The sequence below is a fragment of the Streptomyces sp. NPDC037410 genome (genome assembly GCF_055602235.1).
In genome coordinates, this window is sequence record NZ_JBVJWR010000006.1 from 204,890 (window position 1) to 230,537 (window position 25,648).

Sequence of the window (25,648 nt, forward strand, 5' to 3'; positions counted from 1 at the left end):
CTCAGTAGCGGTAGTGGTCCGGCTTGTACGGGCCCTCCACCGGGACCCCGATGTACGACGCCTGCTCGGGGCGGAGCGTCGTCAGGCGGACGCCCAGCGCGTCGAGGTGGAGGCGGGCGACCTTCTCGTCCAGGTGCTTCGGGAGGACGTACACGTCCGTCGGGTACTGCTCCGTCTTCGTGAAGAGCTCGATCTGCGCCAGCGTCTGGTCCGCGAACGAGTTCGACATCACGAAGGACGGGTGGCCCGTCGCGTTGCCGAGGTTCAGGAGCCGGCCCTCGGACAGGACGATGACGACCTTGCCGTCGGGGAACGTCCACGTGTGGACCTGCGGCTTGACCTCGTCCTTCACGATCCCGGGGATCTGCGCGAGGCCGGCCATGTCGATCTCGTTGTCGAAGTGGCCGATGTTGCCGACGATCGCCTGGTGCTTCATGCGGGCGATGTCGGACGCCATGATGATGTCCTTGTTGCCGGTGGTGGTGATGAAGATGTCGGCCGTCTCCACCACGTCCTCCAGGGTGGCGACCTGGTAGCCGTCCATCGCCGCCTGGAGCGCGCAGATCGGGTCGATCTCGGTGACGATGACGCGGGCGCCCTGGCCGCGCAGCGACTCCGCCGAGCCCTTGCCGACGTCGCCGTAGCCGCAGACGACGGCCGTCTTGCCGCCGATGAGGACGTCCGTCGCCCGGTTGATGCCGTCGACGAGCGAGTGCCGGCAGCCGTACTTGTTGTCGAACTTCGACTTCGTCACGGCGTCGTTCACGTTGATCGCCGGGAAGAGGAGCTCCCCCTCGCGGTGCATCTCGTACAGGCGGTGGACGCCCGTCGTCGTCTCCTCCGTGACGCCCCGGATGCCGGCGGCGATCGTCGACCAGTCCAGGGCCGTGGTCTCCAGGAGGGCGCGGACGACCGCCAGCTCCTCGTTCGAGGCCTCCGGCAGCGCGCCCGTCTTCCGGTACTCCACACCCTTGTGGACGAGCAGCGTCGCGTCACCGCCGTCGTCCAGGATCATGTTGGGGCCATCGGCGCCGGGCCAGGTCAGGGCCTGCTCCGTGCACCACCAGTACTCCTCCAGGGTCTCGCCCTTCCAGGCGAAGACCGGGATCCCGGCGGCGGCGATCGCGGCGGCCGCGTGGTCCTGGGTCGAGTAGATGTTGCAGGACACCCAGCGGACCTCGGCGCCGAGGGCGACCAGGGTCTCGATGAGGACGGCGGTCTGCACCGTCATGTGCAGCGAGCCGGTGATCCGGGCCCCCGCCAGCGGCTGCGTCTCCGCGTACTCCCGGCGGATCGCCATCAGGCCCGGCATCTCGTGCTCGGCGAGGGTGATCTCCTTCCGGCCGAACTCGGCCAGCGAGATGTCGGCGACCTTGAAGTCGGTGAAGTCAGACATGCGCTGCAACTCTCCTTGCACTCATGATGGTTCGGTGGATTTCCAGGGCCGCCGTCGACTTGTTGAGCGTGATGTAGTGCAGGCCCGGCGCGCCCTCGTCGAGCAGCCGCAGGCCCATCTGCGTGGCGTGCTCGACGCCGATGCGGTACGCGGCGGCCGGGTCGCCCTTCGCCGCCTCCAGGCGGTGCGCCAGGTCCTCGGGGAAGGCCGCGTCCGACAGTTCGGCGAAGCGGCGGATCTGGCGTACGTCGGTGGCCGGCATGATCTCCGGGATGATCGGGGTGTCGCAGCCGGCGGCGGCGACCCGGTCCCGCAGCCGCAGGTAGTCCTCGGGGTCGAAGAACATCTGCGTGATGGCGTAGTCCGCCCCCGCCCTGCACTTCGCCACGAAGTGCGCGAGGTCGCTCCTCGCGTCGGGGGATCGCGGATGGCCCTCCGGGAAGGCGGCCACGCCGATTCTGAACTCGCCGAGCGAGCGGACCAGTTCGACGAGTTCGCTCGCGTACGTGAAGCCCTGCGGGTGCGGGGTCCACGCGCCGCGCGGGTCGCCCGGCGGGTCGCCGCGCAGGACGAGCACGTCCCGGACGCCGGCGTCCGCGTAGGCGCCGATGATGGCCCGCAGCTCGGCGACCGAGTGCCCGACGGCCGTCAGGTGCGCGACGGGCCGGAGCGTCGTCTCCGTCACGATCCGCTTCGTCACGTCGATGGTCCGGTCGCGGGACGAGCCTCCCGCGCCGTACGTCACGGAGACGAAGTCCGGCTTGAGGGCCTCGACGCGGCGGATCGCGTCCCAGAGGGTCAGCTCGCCCCTGTCGGTCTTCGGCGGGAAGAACTCGAAGGAGTACGTCGGAGTCACCTGCGGCCTCCCGCGTTGAAGTAGCTCGCCTCCGGGTGGTGGACGACGATCGCGTCCGTCGACTGCTCGGGGTGCAGCTGGTACTCCTCCGACAGCACGACCCCGATCCGCTCGGGGCGCAGCAGCGCGGCGATCTTCGCCCGGTCCTCCAGGTCGGGGCAGGCCGGGTAGCCGAGGGAGTAGCGGCAGCCCTGGTACTCGGTGCGCAGCATCCCGTCGAGGCCGGCGGGTTCCGAGGAGCCGGCGATGCCCCAGTCGGCGCGGACGCGCGCGTGCCAGTACTCGGCCAGCGCTTCGGCCAACTGCACGGACAGGCCGTGGAGTTCGAGGTAGTCGCGGTAGGCGTCGGCGGCGAAGAGCCGGGCCGTCTCCTCCCCGATCCTCGATCCGACGGTGACGACCTGGAGCGCGACCACGTCGACCTCGCCGGAGTCCTCGGCGCGGTGGAAGTCGGCCAGGCAGAGGCGGCGGCCCCGCTGCTGGCGGGGGAAGGAGAAGCGGGTCCGCTCGCCTCCGTCCTCGTCCAGGACGATCAGGTCGTCGCCCTTGGACACACAGGGGAACCAGCCGTGGACGACGGCCGCTTCGACCAGGTTCTCCCGCTCGATGCGGTCGAGCAGGGCCCGCAGGCGCGGCCGGCCCTCCGTCTCGATGGTCGCGGCGTCCTTCAGTCCCCACTGGCCCTTGAAGAGGGCGGTCTCGTCGAGCCAGGGGGCGTACTCGGCGAGGGGGATGCCGGTGACGACCTTCGACCCGAGGAAGGGGGGTTCGGGTACGGGGTGGTCGGCGGCGACGTCGGAACGGCCGGCGGGCTCGGGCTCGCGGACTTCGAGCACCGGCTGCCGGGCGGGGACCCGCCGCTGCTTCAGCGCGGGCAGTGCGGCTCCGGGAACGCCCCTCTTGACGCCCATGAGCGCGTCCATGAGGCGCAGGCCCTCGAAGGCGTCCCGCGCGTAGCGGACCTCGCCCTCGTACAGCTCGTGGAGGTCCTGTTCGACGTATGCCCTGGTCAGGGCCGCGCCACCCAGGATCACGGGGAAGCGGGAGGCCAGTCCCCGGCCGTTCAGCTCCTCCAGGTTCTCCTTCATGATGACCGTGGACTTCACCAGGAGACCGGACATGCCGATGACGTCGGCCTTGTGCTGCTCCGCCGCCTCCAGGATCGCGGAGACCGGCTGCTTGATGCCGATGTTGACGACGTTGTAGCCGTTGTTGGAGAGGATGATGTCGACGAGGTTCTTGCCGATGTCGTGGACGTCGCCGCGGACGGTGGCGAGGACGATCGTGCCCTTCCCCTCCGCGTCGGACTTCTCCATGTGCGGCTCCAGATACGCCACCGCCGTCTTCATGACCTCGGCGGACTGGAGCACGAAGGGCAGCTGCATCTGGCCGGAGCCGAACAGCTCCCCGACCGTCTTCATGCCGTCGAGCAGCACCTCGTTGACGATCTCCAGGGCCGGCCGCTCCCCCAGTGCCGTGTCGAGGTCGGCCTCCAGGCCGTTCTTCTCGCCGTCGACGATCCGCCGCTTGAGGCGCTCGTCGAGCGGCAGGGCGAGGAGCTCCTCCGCCTTGCCTGCCTTGAGGGACTTCGCCGTGGCGCCCTCGAAGAGCTCCAGGAGGCGCTGGAGCGGGTCGTAGCCCTCGCGGCGCCGGTCGTAGATCAGGTCGAGCGCGACCTCGACCTGTTCCGGCTCCAGGCGGGCGATGGGGAGGATCTTCGACGCGTGGACGATCGCCGAGTCCAGGCCCGCCTTCACGCACTCGTCGAGGAAGACGGAGTTGAGGACGATCCTGGCCGCCGGGTTGAGGCCGAAGGAGATGTTGGAGAGGCCCAGGGTCGTCTGGACGTCCGGGTGGCGGCGCTTCAGCTCGCGGATCGCCTCGATCGTGGCGATGCCGTCGCCCCGCGACTCCTCCTGGCCCGTGCAGATGGTGAAGGTCAGGGTGTCGATGAGGATGTCCGACTCCCTGATCCCCCAGTTGTCCGTGAGGTCGTCGATGAGCCGCTCGGCGATCGCGACCTTCGCCCCGACCGTCCGGGCCTGGCCCTCCTCGTCGATCGTGAGGGCCATCAGCGCCGCGCCGTGCTCCTTGGCGAGCGCCGTGACCTGCGCGAACCGCGATTCGGGGCCGTCGCCGTCCTCGTAGTTGACCGAGTTGACGACGGCCCGGCCGCCGAGCTTCTCCAGGCCGGCGCGCAGGACCCCGACCTCGGTGGAGTCGAGGACGATCGGCAGGGTGGAGGCGGTCGCGAAGCGGCCCGCGAGCTCCGCCATGTCGGCGACGCCGTCCCGGCCCACGTAGTCCACGCACAGGTCGAGCAGGTGCGCGCCCTCGCGGATCTGGTCCCGCGCCATCTCGACGCAGTCGTCCCAGCGGCCTTCGAGCATGGCCTCGCGGAACTTCTTCGAACCGTTGGCGTTGGTCCGCTCGCCGATCGCCAGGTACGAGGTGTCCTGCCGGAACGGCACATGGCTGTACAGGGAGGACGCGCCCGGTTCCACGGCCGGCTGCCGGTCGAGGACGGCCGCGCCGCGCACCCGGTCCACGATCTCCCGCAGGTGCTCGGGGGTCGTTCCGCAGCAGCCGCCGACCAGGGCGGGGCCGTACTCCCGTACGAACTGCTCCTGGGCGTCGGCCAGTTCGGCCGGGGACAGCGGGTAGTGGGCGCCGTCCTTCCCGAGGACGGGCAGGCCCGCGTTGGGCATGACCGAGATCGGGACGCGGGCGTGCCGGGAGAGGTGCCGCAGGTGCTCGGCCATCTCCACGGGGCCCGTCGCGCAGTTCAGGCCGATCATGTCGATGCCGAGCGGCTCCAGGGCCGTCAGGGCGGCCCCGATCTCCGAGCCGAGCAGCATCGTGCCGGTCGTCTCGACCGTGACCTGCACGATGACCGGCAGGTCCACGCCGGCCCGGTCCAGGGCCCGGCGGGCGCCGATGACGGCCGCCTTCGTCTGGAGCAGGTCCTGCGAGGTCTCGATGAGCAGGGCGTCGGCGCCGCCCCGGATCAGGCCCTCCGCGTTCTGCCGGAAGGCCTCGCGGAGGGGCTCGTACGTGATGTGGCCCAGGGTCGGCAGTTTCGTGCCGGGGCCCATGGAGCCGAGGACCCAGCGGGGGCGGCCGTCGAGGGCCGTGTGGGCGTCGGCGGAGGCGCGGGCGATCCGGGCACCGGCCTCGGACAGCTCGTACACCTGGTTCTCGATGCCGTACTCGGCGAGCGCGGCGAGGTTCGCCCCGAAGGTGTTGGTCTCGACGCAGTCCACGCCGACGGAGAAGTAGGCGTCGTGGACGGAGGCGACGATGTCGGGGCGGGTGAGGTTGAGGATCTCGTTGCAGCCCTCCAGCTGCCGGAAGTCGTCCATCGTCGGGTCGGCGGCCTGGAGCATGGTGCCCATGGCCCCGTCGGCGACGACGACCCGTTTCGTGAACTCGTCCCGCAGGGACGGCCTCATGTCAGCCCCCTCAGATGGGTGACGAGCGTCGCCGTGCAGCCGACGCCGTACGTCGTCCTGATGCGGTCCAGGAGGGAGTCCCGGTGCAGCCGGTACTCCTGCGTCCCCACGTAGTCGAGGACGGTCGCCGCGACCGCGCAGCCCAGCTGCGCCGCGCACCGCTCGGGCACGCCCCACAGCGTCGCCGCGAGGAAACCGGCCCGGAAGGCGTCGCCGACGCCGGTCGGGTCGACGACCGCCGGGACCTCCACGGCCGGCACGGCCAGCGGCTCGCGGCCCTCGCCGCGGATGCGGACGCCGGCCTCGCCGTGGGTGGTGACCCAGGCGCCGACCCGGCGCAGGACCTCCGCCTCCGGCCAGCCGGTCTTCTCCAGGAGGAGGGCCGTCTCGTACTCGTTGGTGAACAGGAACCGGGCCCCGTCCACCAGCTCCCGCACCTGCTCCCCGTCGAGCCGCGCCAGCTGCTGCGAAGGATCGGCGGCGAAGGGGATCCCCAGGTCACGGCAGGCGCGGGTGTGCCGGAGCATGGCCTCGGGGTCGTCCGGGGAGACCAGGACAAGGTCCAGGCGGCCGGTGCGCGCGGCGACCTCGCGGAGGTCGATCTCGCGCGCCTCGGCCATCGCCCCGGCGTAGAAGGTGGCGATCTGGTTCTGGGCCCGGTCGGTGGTGCAGACGAAGCGGGCGGTGTGGAGCGACTCGCTGACGCGCACCGAGTCGGTGTCCACACCGTGGTCCTTCAGCCAGACCCGGTACGGCTCGAAGTCGGCGCCGACCGCGCCCACGAGGGCGGGCCGCAGGCCGAGGACACCGAGTCCGAAGGCGATGTTCGCTGCCACTCCGCCGCGCCTGACCTCCAGGTTGTCGGCGAGGAACGACAGGGAGACCCGGTCGAGCCGGTCGGCGAGCAGCTGCTCGCTGAACCAGCCGGGGAAGGTCATCAGATGGTCGGTCGCGATGGATCCCGTGACAGCGATGCGCATCTCCCTCAGACCCCCGCTGCCTTCTTCAACCGCTCCACGCGGTCGGTGCGCTCCCAGGTGAAGTCGGGGAGCTCGCGGCCGAAGTGGCCGTACGCCGCGGTCGCCGCGTAGATCGGCCGCTTGAGGTCCAGGTCGCGGATGATCGCCGCCGGCCGCAGGTCGAAGACCTCGCCGACCGCCTCCTGGATCTTCTCGTCCGGGAGGGTGCCGGTGCCGAAGGTCTCGACGAAGAGGCCGACGGGCTCCGCCTTGCCGATCGCGTACGCGACCTGCACCTCGCAGCGCTTGGCGAGACCGGCCGCGACGACGTTCTTCGCGACCCACCGCATGGCGTAGGCGGCCGAGCGGTCGACCTTCGACGGGTCCTTGCCGGAGAAGGCGCCGCCGCCGTGCCGGGCCATCCCGCCGTACGTGTCGATGATGATCTTCCGGCCGGTGAGTCCGGCGTCGCCCATCGGGCCGCCGACCTCGAAGCGCCCGGTCGGGTTGACCAGGAGCCGGTAGCCGTCGGATTCCAGGCTGACGCCCTCCTCGACGAGCTGCTTGAGGACGTGCTCGACGACGTACTCGCGGACGTCCGGGGTGAGCAGGCCGTCGACGGAGATGTCGGCCGCGTGCTGCGAGGAGACGACGACCGTGTCGAGGCGGACCGGGCGGTCCCCGTCGTACTCGATGGTGACCTGCGTCTTGCCGTCCGGGCGCAGGTACGGCACGGTGCCGTCCTTGCGGACCTCGGTGAGCCGCCGGGACAGGCGGTGCGCGAGGGCGATCGGCAGCGGCATCAGCTCGGCCGTGTCGTCGCAGGCGTAGCCGAACATCAGGCCCTGGTCGCCGGCGCCCTGGGAGGCGAGCTCGTCCTCCGCGCCCTCGACACGGGCCTCGTGGGCGGTGTCGACGCCCTGCGCGATGTCCGGGGACTGGGCGCCGATGGACACCGACACGCCGCAGGAGGCGCCGTCGAAGCCCTTCGCGGAGGAGTCGTAGCCGATGTCGAGGACGGCGTCGCGCACCAGCTGGGCTATCGGCGCGTACGCGGAGGTGGTGACCTCGCCGGCGATGTGGACCTGGCCGGTGGTGATCAGGGTCTCGACGGCGACCCGGGAGTGCGGGTCCTCGGCGAGCAGCGCGTCGAGGATGGTGTCGCTGATCCGGTCGGCGATCTTGTCGGGGTGTCCCTCGGTCACGGACTCCGAGGTGAAGAGGCGGCGGCTCATGCCTGGACCTCCACCTTGGCCTGGAAGAAGTGCTGCTCGATGGCGCCGAGGGTGCGGATGGAGTCGACCTCCAGGGTCTCCATCTGGATGGCGGTGCCGCTCTCCTGCTCCAGGAGGAAGACGAACTCGACGAAGGACAGCGAGTCGATGAGCCGGTTCTCGATCAGGTCGAGGTCGGAGGCGATGTCGTCGCGCTCGGGGTGACGCTCGAGGATCCAGTTCTTCACCGTCTGCAGGCCGTCGGCCATGATGCTTCTCCTTTTAGCTACTGCTGCTGCTGTGAAAGGGGGTGGGGGCGGAAGGGGTGGGGGCGATGATCGGCGCGGCGACCGCGACCGCGTAGTCCACGTCGTGGCTGATGGACACGGTGATCTCGGAGATGCCGGACTCGGCGGCCATCTCGGCGGCCGGACCGTGCAGCTCCACCAGCGGCCAGCCGCCCTCGGAGCGGCGTACGACGATGTCCGTCCAGGGCAGGAACCTGCCCCGGACGCGTAACGTCTTGAAGGCCGCTTCCTTCGCCGCGATGCGTCCGCACAGGCTCAGCACGTCGAGCCCGGAGGAGGTGCGGCAGTCGGCGAGTTCGCCGGGGGTGAGCATCCGCTCGAAGAACTTCTCCCCGTACTGCGCGAGGAGCCTGCGGACACGGTTGACGGACACGATGTCCATGCCGAGGTTCGCCCACCCCAGGCCACCCGCCGGCGGGGCGGCGGGACGGGCCGGCACGTCAGATCACCGGCCCGGCCGCGAGACTCGCACCGGCGTCGAGGACGGCCCGCTCGGCGGCCTCCCAGCTGCCGTGGCGCCGGGTCAGCGCCGACAGCCAGCGCTCGAGGCCGAAGGCGACACAGCTGGTGAAGGCCGGTCCGCCGGTCGACGCCAGGGTGATGTCGCAGCGCTCGCCGAAGAAGTTCCGGTGCGTGTTGACCGAGGCGATCGCCAGGTCCTCGTACAGGAACTCGTACTTCACCGGGGTGAGCCGCTGGAGGACCGCCTTGGAGCTGCCCTTGTCGAAGAAGGGGTCGCAGGCGGCCTCCCGGCGCAGCGGCAGGTCGAGCGCCTTCGCGAAGGACTGGATGCGGGTGGTGAACTCGGCGAGGTGGTTCTCGGCGTGCTCACGGCCGCCGATGGCGACGATCTCCCGCATGCGGAAGCCGAGCTGGCGCCGCATGCCCTCGTAGTGCGTCTCCTTGCGGAAGCACCAGGAGCAGATCGTGACGAGGGTGTCGTCGGCGACCTGGGTGCCCTGGTGGGTCAGGTAGACGGCGTAGCAGGACGCCGAGGGCAGTCCGAGCGCGGCGGGTTCGAGTGCCTCGCTCGGGAAGCGGCCGGCGGTGGTGTCGAAGGGCGTGGTCGTGCGGCGCTCCAGGTCGAGCGGGGCGGCGACGACGGCCTGGTGGGGGAAGTTGTCGTAGTAGTCGAGCTTGGCCAGGTCGGCGGCCGGGAGGAGCGGGGGCATGGTCATGGGGCGGGCGCCCGCGGCCACCCCCCAGCCCTCGAAGGTGTCGTCGAGGAGCCGCAGCAGGCGGGTCCCCTCCGGGCCGAGCGAGGGCAGGCCCGTGGCGGACCCGACGCCTTTCTCGGGGGTCGTCAAGGTCATGGTCGGTGCACCTCTCGGGTGAGGGTGTCGGTCAGAGGACGGGCAGGGTGTCGTCGGAGAAGATGCCGGTCTTCAGGAAGAAGGAGAGCGGCTTGCGGATCGCCTTGCGCTCGTGGGGGCGGCGGGACTCGTCGGCGACCAGCGCGTTGCGCAGGCCGAGCGGGTCGGCGACGCCGGCGTCCCTGTACACGTGCGGGTTGTAGAGGGAGTTGACGCTGTAGACGACGTACCGCTTGAGGTACGCCTCGACCTCGCGGACCCGCTCGGCGCTCACGGCCTGGCACATCCGCTGGTGGAGCAGGGAGACCAGCTCGCGCCCGAAGGCGATGTGCCGGGACTCGTCCTGGTGGTGGATGCGGTTGACCTCGCGGATGGTGTGGCAGAGGGAGTCGTCCTTCGCCATCCGGGAGTTGTAGTGGTCGACGAGCTCCTCGAAGAAGAGGATGCGGGTGAAGACGAGGAAGTTCTCGACCTCGGGCTCCCAGGCGGCGTCGGCACGCATGGCGGTGGAGCCGTAGATCTTGTGGCCGTAGCGCCGGCAGAACTCGGAGAAGAACCACATGTGTTCGTTCTCCTCACCGATGAAGTGGTGGAAGAAGTCCGAGGGGACCTCGAAGCCCGGCATGTGGATGCGGCCGACGACCTCGATGAGGAGCTCGCGGATGCCGTGCACGTTGAGGCTGTAGAAGTTGATGGACTCCCACTTCGACAGGCGCTGAAGCGTTTCCTCGCCGAGGGTGTCGTAGTGCTCGGTGCCGTAGACGGTGAGCAGCTCCGGCGTCATCCAGAGACGGTTCTCCTCCAGCGTCTCGGGCCACTGGAAGGTCTGGTAGGGGTTGTAGTAGTCCTCGACCGAGCGCTCGCTGAGGCGCGCAAGGACCTCCATGAACCGGTCGGTGACCGGCAGCGGGGCGGTGACGCCCATGGTCTCGCTCCTTAGTCGTTCGGAGTGGGGTTACGGGCGGACTTCGTAGACCGCGTTCACGGGGGTCTCGGTGGCGCGCCGCCAGCGGGTGAAGCCGGCCTCCTCGGCGATGGCCCGGAAGGCCTTCTCGCCGGAGTGGTTGCCGAGGGCGTGCGGGCCGCGCTGGGCGACGGCGACCGGCAGGCACATCACGGCGGACAGCGCCATGAACATGCGGGCGGCGGGGGTCTGGGTGTCGATGTCCTGCGGGGAGACGTTGGACTCGACGAGCATCCAGGTGCCGTCCGCGTCGAGCGACTTGTGGACGTGCTGCGCGGCGGCGACCGGGTCGCCCATGTCGTGCAGGGCGTTGAAGAAGCACACCAGGTCGTAGCCGGAGCCCGGGTAGTCGTCGGCGGAGGCGACCTCGAAGACGACCCGGTCGGACAGACCGGCCTCCTCGGCGAGCTCCCGCGCGATCGAGATGGCCTCCTCCGAGTAGTCGAAGCCGTGGACCGTGGCGTTCGGGAAGGCCTTCGCGATGAGGAGGGTGGTGTGGCCGACCCCGCAGCCGACGTCGGCGACCGTGCCGCCGCCGTTCAGCTTGTCGGTGACCTGGTGCAGGGCGGGCAGCCAGTCCGGGACGAGCTTGTGCTCGTACGTGGGCTGGAAGAAGGAGCCCATGCCGGTGTCGAGGGCCGCGTCGTGCTCGGCCCAGCCGACGCCGTCACCGGTCCGGTACGCCTCGACGAGCAGGTCCTCGGTGGCGTACAGCGCCTTGAGGGCGGTGAAGAACCCGGCCGCGTAGGTGACGGCCTTCGGGTCGGCGAGGACCTCGACGTGGTCGGCGGGGAGCGTGTACGTGAGGGAGCTGGGGTGCCGCTCGACGTACCCGGCGGAGAGCTGGGCGTGCAGCCACTCCTCGATGTACCGCTCGTTCGTGCCGGTCTTCGCGGCGAGCTCGGCGGCGGTCAGCGGGCCGTCGGCCGCCAGGGCCTTGTACAGGCCGAGGCGCTCGCCGAGGGCGACGGTCAGACCGCGGACGGCCGCGCCGGCGTCGGTGATGACCCTCTGGTGGAAGTCCTGGGCGCTCATGCGGCCTTCTCCTCCTCGTACACGGGCGTGTCACACGTGAAGAGGAACGACCTCGGCACGCGCGGCACGGAGCGGGCCGGGACCGGGTAGGGCCAGCGGTCGAAGGCGGCGCCGTCCTCACCGGGCTGCCTGACCTCCCGTACGACCCAGCCGCAGTCGGCGAGCAGCGCCTCGGGCTCCTCGGTGCCGAAGAGCCACGGGTTGCCGTCCTCCCTGAGCGCGCTCATGAAGGTGCGGGCCAGCGGGTTCTCCAGGGCGGACTTCGAGATGACGTCGCCGAGCAGCACGGAGCCGGGCGCGGCGTGCGAGGCGAGCAGCGAGATGAGGGTCCGCACGGCCTGCTCGGGCAGGAAGAACAGCAGGCCCTCGACCACCCACAGGACGGGCTCCTCGCTCTTCCAGCCGGCCTCCTTCAGGGGTCCGGTCCAGTCCTGCGTGAGGTCGACCGGGATCGGGACCCGGGTGCGGCCGGCGGGCAGCGGCTCGTCCTTGAGCATCTCGGCCTTGGCCTCCAGGAGCGCCGGGCGGTCGAGCTCGTAGACGGTGACGCCGTCGGGCCAGGGCAGCCGGAAGAAGCGGGTGTCCATGCCGGCGGCGAGGAAGACGACCTGCCGGATGCCGCGCTCCTCCACCGCCTTCACGATGGCCCGGTCGAGGTAGGTGGTGCGGATGGCGAGGAACGGCACGATGCCGCCGCCGTCGTAGCGCGCGAGCAGTTCGAAGCCGATCTCGTCGGCGACGGTGCGCGCGTAGGGATCGGCGAACAGCCGGTCCTCGCGCTCGGTCTCCAGGGCGCGCGCGGCGGCGGTCCACTGGGCGGTGCGGGATACGGCCTCCACAGGAGGTCTCCCTTCGGTTGAGGTCAGGTGTTTCGGACGGCCGTGTTCAGGGGCCCGACGAAGGACGGTTCGTCAGGCGCTCATGGCCGGGACACAGGTCTTGGCCGGTCGCGCACAGGCGACGGGGTCCTCGGCCGCGGGCATCGACGACAGATGGCCGGCCTCGGCGTCGGCGGGGCGCCGGCGGAAGATGCTGTGCAGGATCATGCTGAACACGGCCGTCCCGTCGGCGGCCACGAGCGTGCACCGCGGCTTGACGGTGCCGGTGGCGGGATTGAACGGCGACCGGGTCGCGCCGAGGATCTCGACGCGGGCGGTGAGGACGTCACCCGGGCGGACGGGCCGCAGGTAGCGGACCTCGTCGATGCCGGGCGAGCCCGTACAGGCGCTGTAGGCGAGCAGTCCGTCGACGTAGCGGCGCATGAACATCGACTGGGTGTGGAACCCGCTGGCGATCAGACCGCCGAACGGGGAGTCCTTCGCGAGCTCGGGGTCCGTGTGGAAGGGCTGCGGGTCGAAGCGCCTGCCGAACTCCAGCACCTCCTCCGCCGTGACGGTGACGGTGCCCAGTTCATGGACGTCGCCGGGCCGGAAGTCCTCGAAGTAGCGCATCGCGCGCCCCCCCTTGAGCTAGGAGTCTGCGTTTCCTGGCATCACCCAATCTACGAATCAGTCATTTATTTTGTCAACCCAAAAGAAGCCTTACGGCATCGCCTGTTCGATGTCGTTCCACAGGTCCTCGACGTCCTCGATGCCCACCGACATCCGCACGAGGCCCGGGGCGATCCCCGCCGCCGCGAGCGCGTCCGCGTCCAGCTCGCGGTGGGAGGTGGACGCCGGGTGGGCCACCAGCGTCTCCACGCCGCCGAGCGACAGCGCGAGCTTCGCGAGCCGTACGCGCTCGATGAAGGCCCGGCCCGCCTCCCGGCCCCCGGCGAGCTCGAAGGAGAGCAGCCCCCCGCCGCCGGCGAGGACCTTCCGAGCGGTGTCGTACGAGGGATGACCGGGGCGCCACGGGTAGTGGACGGCCGTGACGCCGGCGCGGGACGCGAGGAGCTCGGCGAGGGCGGTGGCGTTGGCGCAGTGCTCGCGCATCCGCAGCGGCAGCGTGGGGATCCCGCGCAGGGTGAGCCAGGCCGCGAACGGGTCGGCACAGGCGCCGAGTTCGACCGTACGGGGCCACACGCGGCGGCGCAGGGCGTCGTCCGCGAAGACGGCCGCGCCGCCGAGGACGTCCGAGTGCCCGGAGAGGTACTTCGTGGTGGAGTGCACGACGATGTCGGCACCGAGCTCCAGGGGGCGGCACAGGACGGGCGAGGCGAGCGAGTTGTCGACCAGGCTCGTCACCCCGAGGGCGCGCGCGGCGGCGAGGAGTCCCGGCAGGTCCGCGACCTGGCCGGTGGGGTTGGCGATCGTCTCCAGGACGAGGAGCCGGGTGGCGGGGTGCACGGCGGCGGCCTCGAACTCGGCCGGGTCGTCGCCGGATATCCGTACGACCTCGATCCCGTACCGCTCGGCGAGGTCCGCCAGGACGGCGTGCGTCCCGCCGTACAGGCAGCGCTGGGCGACCACCCGGTCGCCGGGCTTGAGCAGGGCGAGGAGGACGCCGCTGAGGGCGCCCATCCCGGAGGCGAAGGCAAGGGCGCCCGCCCCCGATTCGAGCCCCGTGAGGGTCTGCTCCAGGGCCCGGACGGTCGGGTTGCCGCGGCGGCTGTAGACGTACCGGCCGTCGGGGTCGGCCATCGCGCCGGCGAGCTCGGCGGCGGAGTCGAAGGCGAAGGCGGAGGACTGCACGAGGGGCACGGAGAGCGGCCAGCTGCCGCCCTGGAAGGGCTCGTTGAAGACGTGCACGGCCCGGGTGTCGAGTTCCACTTCTCTTCCTCTCGGGATACGGAAAAGGGGCCGCCCGACGTCCGGGGTCGGACATCGGGCAGCCCCTTCGGGGCGGGGATCAGGCGGAGACCTTCTCGCCCTGCGGCGCGGGGGCGGCGGCCTCGGCCGCGACCGCCTTGTCGCTCTTCATGACGAGGAGGGTGACCACACCGCCGACGGCGGCGATGATCGCGGCGCCGATGAAGGCGGAGGAGAAGCCCTCCGTCAGCTTCGGCAGGTTGCCGAGCTGGTCGGCGCCCTGGGACATGGCGACGGCGGTGAGCGCGGCGAGGCCGAGCGCGGAGCCGACGTTGTAGGTGGTGTTGACGATGCCGGAGGCGAGACCCGCCTGCTCCTGCGGGGCGTTGGCCATCGCGCTCATCATCGTCGGGATGTAGGCGAGGGACATGCCGAGCGCGGCGACCAGCGAGGCCGGCAGGACGTCGACGAGGAAGGTGCCGGTGGGCTCGACGGCCGCGAGCCAGACCAGACCGGCGGCGAGGACGAGCAGACCGCCCGCGATGAGCGGCTTGGCACCGAACTTCATCATGAGCCGGGCCGTGATGGCCGTCATGAAGATCATGAGGAGCACGGTCATCGGGAGGAGCGCGGCACCGGACTCGAAGGCGCCGTAGCCGAGGACCTGCTGGAGGTACAGGTTGAGGAAGTACCACATCGGGATCCACGCGGCGCCGAGCAGCGTCATGGCCAGGTTGGCCGAGCCCAGGCGCGGGACCCGCCAGACGCTGAGCGGCATGAGGGGCTCGCGGATGCTCTTCTGGATGACGAAGAAGAGGATCAGGAGGACCGCGGCGCCGGCCAGCTCCAGGATCGTGGCGGTGGCGCCCCAGCCGACCTCGGGGGCACGGACGACGGCGAAGACGGCGAGCGCGAGACCGGCGGTGACGGCGACGGCGCCGAGGATGTCGACGGAGCCGCGGCGGGACTCGACGTTCGGGAGGATCTTGGTCGCGGCGAGGGTCGCGAGGCCGATCGGGATGTAGATGATGAAGACCCACTGCCAGCTCACCCACTCGGTGAAGACACCACCGAGGAAGACGCCCGCGGTGCCGCCGGCGGGAGCCGCGGCGCCGTAGAGCGCCATCGCCTTGCCGAGCTCCTTCGGGTCGTGCATGAAGAGCATCATGAGCAGGGTCATGGCGGAGGGCGCGATCAGCGCACCGCCGACGCCCTGGACGGCGCGGCCGACGATCTCGACCCAGGCGGTCTGCGCGGCGGCGGCCACGACCGAACCGGCGATCATGACGGCCCAGCCGGAGACGAAGATCTTGCGGGCTCCGACGAGGTCGGAGAGGCGTCCGCCGAGGAGCAGCAGGCCGCCGAAGACGATCACGTAGGCGTTGAAGATCCACTGGAGCTCGCTCTGCGAGAAGCCCAGGTCCTTCTGCATCTCGGGAAGCGCGACGCCGATGATCGAGGTGTCCATGATGACCATGAACTGAGCGGCGGCGAGCACGACAAGTGCCCACCAGCGCCGGGGATTGACGGTTGACATTGCCCTGACCCTTCACTCGCTGCTACATACCCCTAGGGGGTACCTGTGCGGAGCACCGTAGCATACCCATGGGGGGTATGTAAGAGGGAGATGAGGGAGCACGGGAAGCGCCGCCTCCGCACGCCCGGCCACGCGCGGGAAGCGCGTCTTCCGCACGCCCGGCCACACACGGGAAGCACGTCTTCCGCACGCCCGGCCACACACGGGAAGCACGCCTTCCGCACTCGCGGCGGCGTGTGGGAAGCGCATCTTCCGCACTCGCGGCGGCGCGCGGGAAGCCGCGCACACTCGCTCGCGGCGGCGCGTGGGAAGCCCCGCCTCCGCGCCCCCGGCCGGGCAGAATGCCCCCATGACCGCAGACCAGGACCCCGCCCTGCTCCAGCGCTGGAACACCACCCTGCTCGCCGCCCGCGCCGGCCGCGAAGGCCCCGACCCCGCCCCGTACGGCCGGAACCTGCTGTCCCGCTGGGCCGAACCACAGCGCCGCTACCACACGGTCGCCCACCTCAGAGCGGTCCTCGACCGCATCGACGAGCTCGCCGACCAGGGCGGGGAGGGCGGCGAGCTGGAACTCGTACGGCTCGCGGCCTGGTTCCACGACGCCGTCTACCGCCCGGACCGCTCGGAGAACGAGGAACGCTCGGCGGCCCTGGCCGAGAAGGCCCTCACCGAAGCGGGCCTGACCCCGCACGAGGTGACCGAGGTGGCCCGCCTGGTCCGCCTCACCACCACCCACGATCCGGCCACGGGTGACCTCAACGGCGAGACCCTCTGCGATGCGGACCTGGCGATCCTGGCCAGCCGCCCGGATACCTACCAGGGGTATACCGCGGCGGTCCGCGAGGAGTACGCCTTCGTCCCCGAACCGGCCTTCCGCAAGGGCCGCGCCGCCGTCCTCCGCCAGCTCCTCGGCCTCCCCCGCCTCTTCCGCACCCCCTACGGCGCGGCGGCCTGGGAGGAGCGGGCCCGGGAGAACCTGGAACGGGAACTCGCGGAACTGGCGGACATGTCCGGAAAGGACTGAACGAACAGGTCGGATACGCCCCCGCCGACGCCAAAACGTAATGAGGAAGGACCCCTACCGCCGGTAAGATCATTTTCGTTTGTTCGTCACCCTCGAGAGACGCCAGGAAAGCAAAAGAAAATGAGACTGAACAGGGCCCTCCCGATCGTCGCCGTCATACCGGCCCTGCTTCTGGCGTCCGCGTGCAGCGGGGAATCCGCGGAATCCGGCGACAAAAAGCCGAAGGCGACCGCACAGAGCGCCGACGAGAAGAATTCCGCGGAGGCGAAGCGCATCGGCGCCCTCGACGCCGGGCAGCTCGAAAAGGCCGCCCTCACCGGGAAGGCCGCCGGATACGAGGCCAGGAAGATCGCCAAGGCCGAGGTCGAGGCCGGCCGGGGCATGAAGTCCGACAACAAGGCCTGCCAGCCCCTCGCCAGCCTGATCGGCGGCTTCACCCACCTCCCCGCCGTGGGCGTCGCGCACCGCTCCCTCAAGCCCACCGCCGCCACCGACGCCACCGTCGGCTCCATGTGGCTCGCCTCCCACTCGGAGGCCGACGCCACCCGCGTCATGACCGAGCTCCGCGCCGCCGTCACCGCCTGCCCCAAGGGCTTCAAGACCCTCGGCCTCACCTACGGCAAGGTCGAGAGCCTCCCGGCCCCCAAGCTCGGGGCCGGCGCCGACGAGACCGTCGCGTACCGGATCACCGGCGACATCGGCAAGCAGAAGGTGCCCATGACGTACACCGTGGTCCGCAGCGGCGGCGTCGTCGCCGCGTTCTACGGCGTGAACATGCTGGACCCGAAGCAGGCGGCGATCCCGGTGCCGGTGGTCGACGCCCAGCTGAAGCGGATCGCGGACACGAGGGGCTGACACCCCTTCCCATGCGTGCGGAAAGGGGGCCTCCCCGGTGCTTCACGCACCGGGGAGGCCCCCTTCGCCGTTCGCTCAGGCGGCCCTGATGGCCCGGTCGATCTCCGCACCGGTGTGGGCGACGACCACGGGGCAGTCGTCCGTCACGGCCTCCGGCAGGTGCTGCCGGGTCTCGTCCCGCTGCACCACGACCGGCCCGCCCGGTACGACGAGCACGGCGTCCAGCCGTCGCAGCAGGACGGCCAGGAGGTCCATGACCCCGACCCCGCCGAAGCGGTTGAAGGTGATGCCGTTCGGGGGGTTGAAGTACACATCGGCTTCCTCCCCCTCTGCCGTACGCACCGACAGGACGTCCACCTCGGGGTCCCGTGCCACCGAGAAGGGGTCGAGGACCTCGTGGGCCACGGCCATGTCCAGCGGAACCGTCTCGCCGTTCTCGAACCGCATCACGAAGATGTCGTAACTCAAACTTCTCTCCAGACGAAGGAACACGGGGCCGGCGCCCCAGAGGGTTCGGGAGCGCCGGCGCACCGGCTAGGGGGTCGTGGCCGGGGTGTGGACGACCGTGATCCGCGCGAGGTCGGGCGTCTGGGAGAAGATCCGCTGGGCCTCCAGGAAGACGTCCTCCTCGGCGATGTGCCATTCGATGGGCGTATTCGGCGCCGCTTCGACCTGATACCTCGCCTGCTTGACGAAGTCCTCCTCGACGACCTTCGGCTTGTAGCTGTTCAGCATAGCCGAGTAGCCAGGCCCCTTGGCTTCGAGGAGAACACCGTTCTTGTAGCCGTCGAGCTTCAGCACGCCCTTGGGATTCGGCGTTTCCCTGATCAGATAGCCGAAGCCTTCGGGAACTCCGGTGATCTGGAACTCGTAGGCGATGGCGCGGGCGCTCTTGCCGCCTTCCTTGGAAATGTTCCAGACGCCGGGACCACCCATCTCGACCCAGCATGCCGGGTTGTGCGGAACGCTGGAGGCGGAGAAGGAGGCGAAGGAGAAGGCCGCCGGGGTGACGTTGTCGACCTTCTCGCAGACCTTCTGCAGCTTCTGGATGATCTTCGTGCCGATACCGGCGATGGCGCCCTCGGTCAGCCCGATGGAACGCAGCGCCACCCAGGCCTCGGTGAAGCCGATGCCGGTCTTGATGGCGGCGTCCATCGCCGTCACCGCGGCCTTGGCCCCCTTGAAGAGGGCACCGGCGACGAACCAGCTGGCCGCCCAGGCGCAGTCGCCCCAACTGCCCCCGCTGACGCCCGGCGTGATCAGCTTGGCGCAGCCGATGAAGTCGCCGAGCAGGATGTCGACCGGGTCGATGCCCGAGTTGAACTCGGTCATCGTCAGCGTGATCGACATGCGCTCGGTCTTCGCGTCCGTCACGTCCGGACCGAGGTAGAGCGTGTCCTCCTTCGAGCAGGCGGTCGTGGTGTCGGCCGACGGCTCCATGCACATGTACAGGTCGACGTGCGACCTGTACGTGACCGTCGCCGTGATCGTGCAGTCCCCGATGTGGATGATCGGGTTGCAGTTGTCCTTGACGACGTTCTGCGGCTCGCCGATGTACTCGATGTGGTCGAGGACCGCCCACACCCCGCCGATGCCGGTGGTGACACCCTGCGAGATCTGCTCGTTGTTGCCGGACGTCTCCGTGCGGTCCGCGGCGGCCTGGGCCTCCTCCGCCGCTTCCCTGGCACCGGCCGCGGCCGTCTCGGCCGCCGTCGCGTCCTCCTCCGCCTTGGTGGCGGTGGCACGGGCGCTGGCCGCGTCCTCCTCGGCCTGGGTGGCCACGGTACGGGCGTGGGCGGCGTCCTGCTCCGCCTCGGTCGCCGCCGCGTCCGCCGCGTTGGCGTCGGACTGCGCGTCCGACGCCGCCCACGACGCCTTCAGGGCGTCCTCGCCGGCCGCCATGGCGTAGCCGTCGGCACGGCCCGCGGCCGCCTGGGCGTCCTTGGCGTCCTTCGCGGCCTGGGTGGCCGAGGCCTGGGCCCGCTGGTACGCCTTGGCGGCGCGCAGCGAGTCGGCCGCCGCCGCGGCGGAGGCCTCCGCCGCGAGCCTCATGTCCGCCGCGGCCTGCTCGGCCAGGGCCTTCGCCTCGGCGGAGAACGCCTCGGCCTGGTTCGCCGTCGCGGCGGCGGACGCGGCCTGCTGCTGCGCGATCGTCAGCGACTGCTGGCCGGTCAGCACCGCGAACGCCGCGGAGCTGTCGTCCTCCTGGTACGGGCCGCCGAGCGCGATGGCCTCGTTCGCCGGCTTGTTGACCGCGGCCGCGGAGTCGCGGGCCGCGAGCGAGGACTGCACGGCCGCGAGCGCCTTGCCCGCGGTGGTCGCCGCCCAGGACGCGGTCTGCGCGGCCTCGGAACGGGCGGCGGCCGCCTCCGCCTTGGCGGTCTTGGCCGCCGCGGAGGCCTTCTCCGACTGCTCCTTGGCGCCCTTGGCGTCGGCCGCCGCCGCCTCGGAGGCGTCGATGGCCTCGGCCGCCGCCGCGTGCGCCGCGGCGGCGGAACCGGCCGCGGTCAGGTAGGACGACCAGGCGCTGTCGGCCGCCGCCTTGGCGCGGGACGCGGAGCCCTGCGCCTTGGTGGCCGCCTCGCGGGCGTCGGTCGCCGCGGCCGTGGCCGCGTTCGCCGCCGCGCGCGCGTTGGTGGCCGCCGTGGTCGCCTCGTTCGCGGCGGCACGGGCGTCGGTCGCGGCGGCACGGGAGGCGGTCGCCGCGTCCGTGCCCTCGTCGGCGTCGGCGTTGGCCTCAAGGGCCGCCGCCTTCGCGTTCAGCGAGTCCCGTCGCTGCTCGGCCTCCAGGGCCCTGTCGCGGGCGGCGACCGCGTCGCGCTCCGCCTGTTCGGCGACGCCGCGCTTGGACGCGGCCGTCGATCCCGCCGCCTCGGCCGAGGTGCGGGCGTCGCTCGCGATCCGGCCCTGGGCGACGGCGTCGGCCTCGTAGCCCGCCGCCTTGTCGCGCTCGCGCTCGGCGGTGGCCCGGTAGGCCGCCGCGTTGGCGCGCTCCAGCTCGGCGACGGCACGCTGCGCCTGCGCGTCGGCCGCCGCCTGCTTCGCGTCCTGCTCCTCCGCGAGGGCCTTCTCCTTGGCCTTCTTGGCGGTCTCGGCGTTCGCCGCGGCCGAGGCCGCGTAGGCGTCGGCGCTGTCCGCGGCGGCCTTCGCCTGGGCGGCGGCCTCCTGCGCGGCGATGCGGCGGAACTCGGTGTTGACGGCGTGCGCCTCGGTCTTCGACAGGGCGAGCAGCGCCTCGGACGTCGACACGGTGGCGTTCGCCGCGTTCATGGCCGTCTCGGTCGCCTTGGCGGCGGCCGTCGCGGCCGCGCCCGAGGCACGGGCGACCTGCACCGACTGCTGGGCGTACATCAGGCCACGGCCGCGCGGCACCTCGGCGGCGTCCGCGATGGCCCAGGCCTGCGTCTGGCCGGTCACCGCTCGCGCGGCGGCGGCGTTGGCGGCGGCTGCCTGGTCCTTGGCGGCGGCGCTCAGCGCCTGGACCTTGCCCCGGGCGTTCGCCAGGTCCGTCTTCGCCTTGTCGAAGAGGGCCTGCTTCGGCTTGAGGATGTCGTCCGGGTCGGCCTCCAGCTGGTCGTGCCAGTACTTCTGCCAGCGCAGGATCTGGTCCGCGCGCCACGCCTGGCCGATGGCCTCGATCATGGTGGCGGTCGCCTGGCGGGTCGCCGCGGCGGCGTCCGCCTCCGCCTTCGCGATCAGGGTGCGCGGGGCGGCCTGTCCGGCGTACTCCGCCTCCCACTCGGCAGAGGCCTGGGAGACGGCCTCGCTCAGGGCGTTGCGCGGGTCGACGGGGTCGGCGTGGTTGCACGAGGCCCACGCCTGCTTGAGGTTCTCGACCTCGACGCGGAACTCGGGGGTGCCTTCGGTGATCTTCCCGTTCGGGAAGCCGCCGTACCGCAGGTACGTGGCGATGTCGGTGGACGTCGTACCGCCGGAGTACCGCACGTTGGCGACGTTGGAGTCGCGCAGCATGAAGTCGGCGGCGAAGTCGTGCCAGGGGTCCTTGCCGAGGTTCTGCTCGGTGATCTGGCGGGCCTTGGCGATCGCCTCGGGGCTCGCGTTGGTGTGCGCGTCCCAGCCGATGCGGCCGGTCAGCTTCGCCTGGGTGGCGTACGTGTAGGCGCTGATGTCGGCGCCGAACTCCGGCGCGTGCAGCGTGATCCCGTCGTCGAACGAGCTCATCGCGTACGGCTTGTTGGCGTCCTCCAGGATCGCCTTCTGGGCCGCGAAGGCGTCCAGGTAGGCGTAGCCGTCCTCGCGGTCCTGGTCGGCGGCCTGCCCCAGGGGCATGAAGCCGATCCAGCCCACGTCGCCGATGACGGCCTTCAGGTCGTCGTTCGTGCCCGACAGGCCCTGGATCGCGACGGCCTTCGTCTTCGCACCGCCCGCGTGCAGGGCGACACCCGCGAGACAGCGGTCGAGGCGCGGGGTGCTGCGGACGTCACGGATGACGGCCGTCAGGTCGTTGAGGCGGCGCAGGGCGTCGTCGGCGTCGTAGAAGATCTTCCGGATGCCGGTGGAGACCTGCTCGATCGCCTGCGCGAGCGCGGGGATCCGGCCCACGATCACGGCGGACGAGGGGACGTCGACGAGCCCCCACAGGCACTCCTCCACGTCGCTCCGGGCCAGGCAGTCCTTGACCTTGGCCGCGTCGAGCTGCTCGAAGAGGATCTGCCCGCCGTGGGCGCCGGCCCACTCGACGATGTTCACGGAGACGGCCGCGAGGCCCTTCCGGTAGTCGTCGACGCAGGTCTGGCCGCAGGCGTCGAGCAGGATCCGCTCCTCGCGCTCGCCGAGCACCGGCCAGTTGGAGGCGCCGCCCTTGATGGGCGTGGTGCCCTCGGCGAGCGCGTCCTTGTGTGCGGCCTCGTTCTTCTCGCGCTGCTCCTGCTCGGCCTTCTTCGCGGCCTCCTCGGCGGCGGTGCTGTTCCCCGCCGCGTCGGACGCCTTGGTCTCGGCGTCCTTGGCGTCCTGCTCGGCCCGGGTCGCCTTGTCCTGCGCGCTCTGGGCGGCGTCGGCGGCCCGACCGGCCTTCTCGTTCGCCTCGGCGGCGTGCCGCTCGGCGTCCGTGGCCTCGCGGTCGGCCTCGGCGGCCGCGTTGCTCGCCTCGTTCGCGGTGAGGCGGGCGGAGACGGCGTCGTTCCCGGCCTGCACGGCCTGGCCGGCGGCGTCGTCGGAGGCGGTCTCAGCCCCCTTCTGCGCGGTGGTGGCCTCGGCGGCGGATGCCTGGGCGCGGGTGACGGCCTCGACGGCGCGGACGGAGTCCGAGGCGGCGCGGGCGGCCGCCTCCGCGGCGAGCTTCGCGTCGCCGGTGGCCTGCGCGGCGGACTGCTGCGCGGACTCGGCCGCCTGTGCGGCCTGCGCGGCCTTGGCCTCGGCCGCCGCCGCCTGCTGCTCGGCGATCGACTTCGACGACTGGCCGACGAGCACGGCGAAGGCGGCGGAGCTGTCCCTCTCCTGGTACGGGCTGCCGATGGTGATGGCGTCGCCGGCGGCGACGACCGCGGCCTGGGCGCTGTCGCGGGCGGCGAGCGCGGCCTGGCCCGCGGCGTACGCCCGGCCCACCACGGTGGCGGCGGACTTCAGGGCCTCGGCGGCGCCGGCCCCCGCGGCGGCCGACTCCTGCTGGGCCTTCTTGGCGAGCTCGGTGGCGTTCTCCGACGCGGTGGCGGCGTTGTCCGCGCGGGTCGCCGCGTCCTGGGAGGCGTCGAGCGCGACGGCGGCGGCCGCGTGCGCGGTGGAGGCCGCGCCGACGGAGGTGTAGTACGCCGACCACGCGCTCTCGGCGGACGCCTGGGCCCGCTCGGCGGCGCCCTCCGCCGTGGTGGCGGCGGTGCGTGCGGTGACGGCGGCCGCCGTGGCCTCGTCCGCCGCGGTCTGCGCGGCGGTGGCGGCCGTGGCGGCCTGGGTCGCGGCCGTACGGGCCGCGGTGGCGGCGGCGCGGGTCTCGGTGGCCGCGGCCGTGCCCTCGGCGGCGGTGGCCGCGGCTTCGAGGGCGGCGGCGCGGGCCGCGGTGGCCTGCTTCGCCTGGAGTGCGGCGATCGCCTGCTCGCGCGCGGTCTGGGCGGCCTTCGCCTTCGTGTTCGCGAGGGTCCGCTTCGCCGTGGCGTCGCTGGTCGCCGTACCGGCGGCCGTGTCCGCGCTCTGCGCGGCGGTCTTCTGCCCGGCCGCGCGCTGCTCGGCCTCCACGGCCTTGGTGCGCTCGGTGGCGGCCTTGGCGCGGGAGGCGACGGCGGTGGCCTGCTCCGCCTGTGCCTTGGCGCGCTCGGTGGCGGCGGTGGCGGCGGCGGTCTTCGCCTTGTCGCGCTTCGCCTCGGCCGTCGTCCGCGCGGCCTTGGCGGTGGCCGCGCTCTCCGCGGCGGCCGTGGCGTTGGCCTCGGCGCTGTCGGCGGCGGCCTTCGCCTGGGCGGCGGCCTCCTCGGCGGCGACGCGGCGGAACTCGGTGTTGATCGCGTGCGACTCGGTCTGCGCCTTGGCGAGCAGGGCGTCGCTGGTGGCGACCGTCGCGTTCGCGGCGCTCTGCGCGGTCTCGGTGGCCTTCGCGGCCGCCTCGGCGGCCGCCGCGGAGGCGCGGGCGACCTGGACCGACTGCTGGGCGTACATCAGACCCCGGCCGCGCGGCACGTGGCCGGTGTCGGCGACACCCCAGGCCTCCTGCTGCGCGGTGGCGGCCTTCTGCGAGGCGGCGGCGGCCTTCGCGGCCCACTGCTTGGCGGAGGTGACCGCGGCGGCCGCGTCGGCACGGGTCCGCGCGAGGTCGGCCGTGGCCTTGTCGTAGAACGCCTGGTCCGGCTTCTCGAAGATGGTGTCGGCGGGCTGGGCCTGCCAGTAGGCGCGCCAGGTCATGATCTGGTCGGCGAACCAGGCGAGCCCGATGGCCTTCACCATCTCGTCGGCGGCCTTGCGGGTCGCCTCGGCGGCGTCGGCCTCGGCCTGGATGATCGTGGCGCGCTGGGGGGCCTGGCCGGCGTACTCCTGCTCCCACTCGACCATGGCGGTCATGACGGCGTCGTTGAGGACGCGGCGCGGGTCGACCGGGTTCTGGTAGTCGCACGCGGCCCAGGCCTGCTTGAGGTCCTCGGCCTCGACGCGGTACGCCGGGGAGTCCTTGGCGGGCGCCTCGGTCGCGTAGCCGCCGTGCCGCAGGTAGGACGCGATGTCGCTCGACGTCGTACCCCCGGAGTACCGGGTGACGTTGACCTCGCTGTCCCGCAGCATCCAGTCGGCGTAGAAGTCGTGCCAGTCGTCCTTGCCGTGGTTCTCCTCCGCGATGGCCCGGGCGCGCGCCACGGCCTCGGCGCTCGCGTTGCTGTGGCCGTCCCAGCCGAGCTGCCAGGCGAGTTCGGTCTGCGTGACCAGGGTGAAGTAGGTGACGTCCTGGCCGAAGGCGGGGGCGTGCCACTCCATGCCGTCGTCGGCCCACGCCGATTCGCGGTAGGGCTTGTTGGCCTCATCGAGGGCGGTGACGCGGTTGCGGACCTCGTCGGAGTAGACGCCGGCGGCGTCCTTGTCGGCGGTGGCGGCCAGGCCCAGGGGGCCGTAGCCGATCCAGCCGATGTCACCGATGGCCTCGCGGAGCTGCGTCTCGGTGCCGGTGAGGCCCTCGACCGCCTTGGCCTTCATCTGGGGGCCGCCGACGTGCAGCGCGACACCGGCGAGGCAGCGGTCGCGCCGCCGGTCCTCGCCGATGCTGTTGCGGCCGTATCCGGTGTCCGCCTCGGGGGTCGTGTCGGCCGCGGCGGGGGTGGCCTGGACGAGGCCGGTGAGCAGGGCCGCGGCGGTGACGAGCGCGGTCGCGCTGGTGGCCCGGGTGAGGGCGTACCGCATGCGACGCCGGCGTCTGCCGACGTCTCTGAACAGGGACATGTTCTGCCTGGCAATCTCTCGATCGTGAGGCAGTGCCCTGATCTGGGCATGACAGACGACGGTCTGCCGCCAGACGGTGTCCCCCCTGGTCACGGCACATACCGGCGCTCGGTCCTCCCCAGGAACCGGCACTGCCGCTTACGCGGCGACGATGCCACGCCGCACCCCCGCCCGTGAAG

18 protein-coding genes are annotated in these 25,648 nt (G+C 71.7%); 2 read left to right on the plus strand and 16 right to left on the minus strand.

Annotation, left to right across the window (positions count from 1 at the left end):
- Position 1 precedes the first annotated feature (1 nt).
- The 14 genes from ahcY to ACZ7HT_RS12460 all read right to left on the minus strand — a co-directional run bounded on the left by ahcY (position 2) and on the right by ACZ7HT_RS12460 (position 15,724).
- The gene (ahcY, locus tag ACZ7HT_RS12395; protein WP_471163641.1) at positions 2–1,396 is read right to left on the minus strand and encodes an adenosylhomocysteinase; all 1,395 of its coding nucleotides are present in this window, start codon (positions 1,394–1,396) and stop codon (positions 2–4) included.
- Positions 1,389–2,252: a methylenetetrahydrofolate reductase [NAD(P)H] gene (gene metF / locus ACZ7HT_RS12400; RefSeq protein ID WP_471163643.1), complete on the minus strand. Its 864-nt coding sequence runs from the start codon at positions 2,250–2,252 to the stop codon at positions 1,389–1,391. The genes ahcY and metF overlap by 8 nt, the downstream gene beginning before the upstream one ends.
- Positions 2,249–5,704, minus strand: coding sequence for a methionine synthase (gene metH, locus ACZ7HT_RS12405; RefSeq protein ID WP_471163645.1), 3,456 nt, complete (start codon positions 5,702–5,704; stop codon positions 2,249–2,251). Before metH ends, metF begins: the two co-directional genes overlap by 4 nt.
- Positions 5,701–6,684 carry a carbohydrate kinase family protein gene (locus tag ACZ7HT_RS12410; protein WP_471163647.1) on the minus strand — a complete coding sequence of 328 codons (984 nt, stop codon included), beginning with the start codon at positions 6,682–6,684 and terminating at the stop codon, positions 5,701–5,703. The genes metH and ACZ7HT_RS12410 overlap by 4 nt, the downstream gene beginning before the upstream one ends.
- A gap of 5 nt (positions 6,685–6,689) precedes the next feature.
- A complete protein-coding gene (gene metK, locus ACZ7HT_RS12415) occupies positions 6,690–7,898 on the minus strand; it encodes a methionine adenosyltransferase (RefSeq protein WP_471163650.1) in 1,209 nt (402 codons plus the stop codon).
- On the minus strand, positions 7,895–8,146 hold the full coding sequence (locus ACZ7HT_RS12420) for a phosphopantetheine-binding protein (RefSeq protein WP_471163653.1): 252 nt from the start codon (positions 8,144–8,146) through the stop codon (positions 7,895–7,897). The genes metK and ACZ7HT_RS12420 overlap by 4 nt, the downstream gene beginning before the upstream one ends.
- Before the next feature lie 13 nt (positions 8,147–8,159).
- The gene (gene acpS / locus ACZ7HT_RS12425) at positions 8,160–8,567 is read right to left on the minus strand and encodes a holo-ACP synthase (RefSeq protein ID WP_471163656.1); all 408 of its coding nucleotides are present in this window, start codon (positions 8,565–8,567) and stop codon (positions 8,160–8,162) included.
- 58 nt (positions 8,568–8,625) lie between these two features.
- Positions 8,626–9,498, minus strand: a complete 873-nt coding sequence (locus ACZ7HT_RS12430; RefSeq protein WP_471163659.1) for a class-II aminoacyl-tRNA synthetase family protein — start codon at positions 9,496–9,498, stop codon at positions 8,626–8,628.
- Between the two features lie 31 nt (positions 9,499–9,529).
- Complete coding sequence (locus ACZ7HT_RS12435) at positions 9,530–10,423, minus strand: diiron oxygenase (RefSeq protein WP_471163662.1); 894 nt, start codon at positions 10,421–10,423, stop codon at positions 9,530–9,532.
- Positions 10,424–10,453: 30 nt separating this feature from the next.
- Complete coding sequence (locus ACZ7HT_RS12440; protein ID WP_471163664.1) at positions 10,454–11,497, minus strand: class I SAM-dependent methyltransferase; 1,044 nt, start codon at positions 11,495–11,497, stop codon at positions 10,454–10,456.
- The gene (locus ACZ7HT_RS12445) at positions 11,494–12,336 is read right to left on the minus strand and encodes a class I SAM-dependent methyltransferase (RefSeq protein WP_471163667.1); all 843 of its coding nucleotides are present in this window, start codon (positions 12,334–12,336) and stop codon (positions 11,494–11,496) included. The genes ACZ7HT_RS12440 and ACZ7HT_RS12445 overlap by 4 nt, the downstream gene beginning before the upstream one ends.
- Before the next feature lie 72 nt (positions 12,337–12,408).
- Entirely contained in the window at positions 12,409–12,948 is a 540-nt protein-coding gene (locus ACZ7HT_RS12450) for a MaoC family dehydratase (protein WP_471163670.1), read from the minus strand.
- Positions 12,949–13,038: 90 nt separating this feature from the next.
- Positions 13,039–14,208 carry a trans-sulfuration enzyme family protein gene (locus ACZ7HT_RS12455; protein ID WP_471163673.1) on the minus strand — a complete coding sequence of 390 codons (1,170 nt, stop codon included), beginning with the start codon at positions 14,206–14,208 and terminating at the stop codon, positions 13,039–13,041.
- Between the two features lie 79 nt (positions 14,209–14,287).
- Positions 14,288–15,724, minus strand: coding sequence for an MFS transporter (locus ACZ7HT_RS12460; RefSeq protein ID WP_471163676.1), 1,437 nt, complete (start codon positions 15,722–15,724; stop codon positions 14,288–14,290).
- 349 nt (positions 15,725–16,073) lie between these two features.
- On the opposite strand from ACZ7HT_RS12460, the gene ACZ7HT_RS12465 reads away from it, so the two are divergent.
- Positions 16,074–16,748: an HD domain-containing protein gene (locus ACZ7HT_RS12465; protein WP_471163679.1), complete on the plus strand. Its 675-nt coding sequence runs from the start codon at positions 16,074–16,076 to the stop codon at positions 16,746–16,748.
- A gap of 120 nt (positions 16,749–16,868) precedes the next feature.
- Positions 16,869–17,603 carry a hypothetical protein gene (locus ACZ7HT_RS12470; protein WP_471163682.1) on the plus strand — a complete coding sequence of 245 codons (735 nt, stop codon included), beginning with the start codon at positions 16,869–16,871 and terminating at the stop codon, positions 17,601–17,603.
- A 75-nt stretch (positions 17,604–17,678) separates the two neighbouring features.
- Here the strand turns inward: ACZ7HT_RS12470 and ACZ7HT_RS12475 are convergent, their stop codons facing one another.
- Both ACZ7HT_RS12475 and ACZ7HT_RS12480 read right to left on the minus strand, forming a co-directional pair.
- The gene (locus ACZ7HT_RS12475) at positions 17,679–18,071 is read right to left on the minus strand and encodes a hypothetical protein (protein ID WP_471163685.1); all 393 of its coding nucleotides are present in this window, start codon (positions 18,069–18,071) and stop codon (positions 17,679–17,681) included.
- A gap of 66 nt (positions 18,072–18,137) precedes the next feature.
- On the minus strand, positions 18,138–25,469 hold the full coding sequence (locus ACZ7HT_RS12480) for a polymorphic toxin type 27 domain-containing protein (RefSeq protein ID WP_471163687.1): 7,332 nt from the start codon (positions 25,467–25,469) through the stop codon (positions 18,138–18,140).
- Positions 25,470–25,648 lie beyond the last annotated feature (179 nt).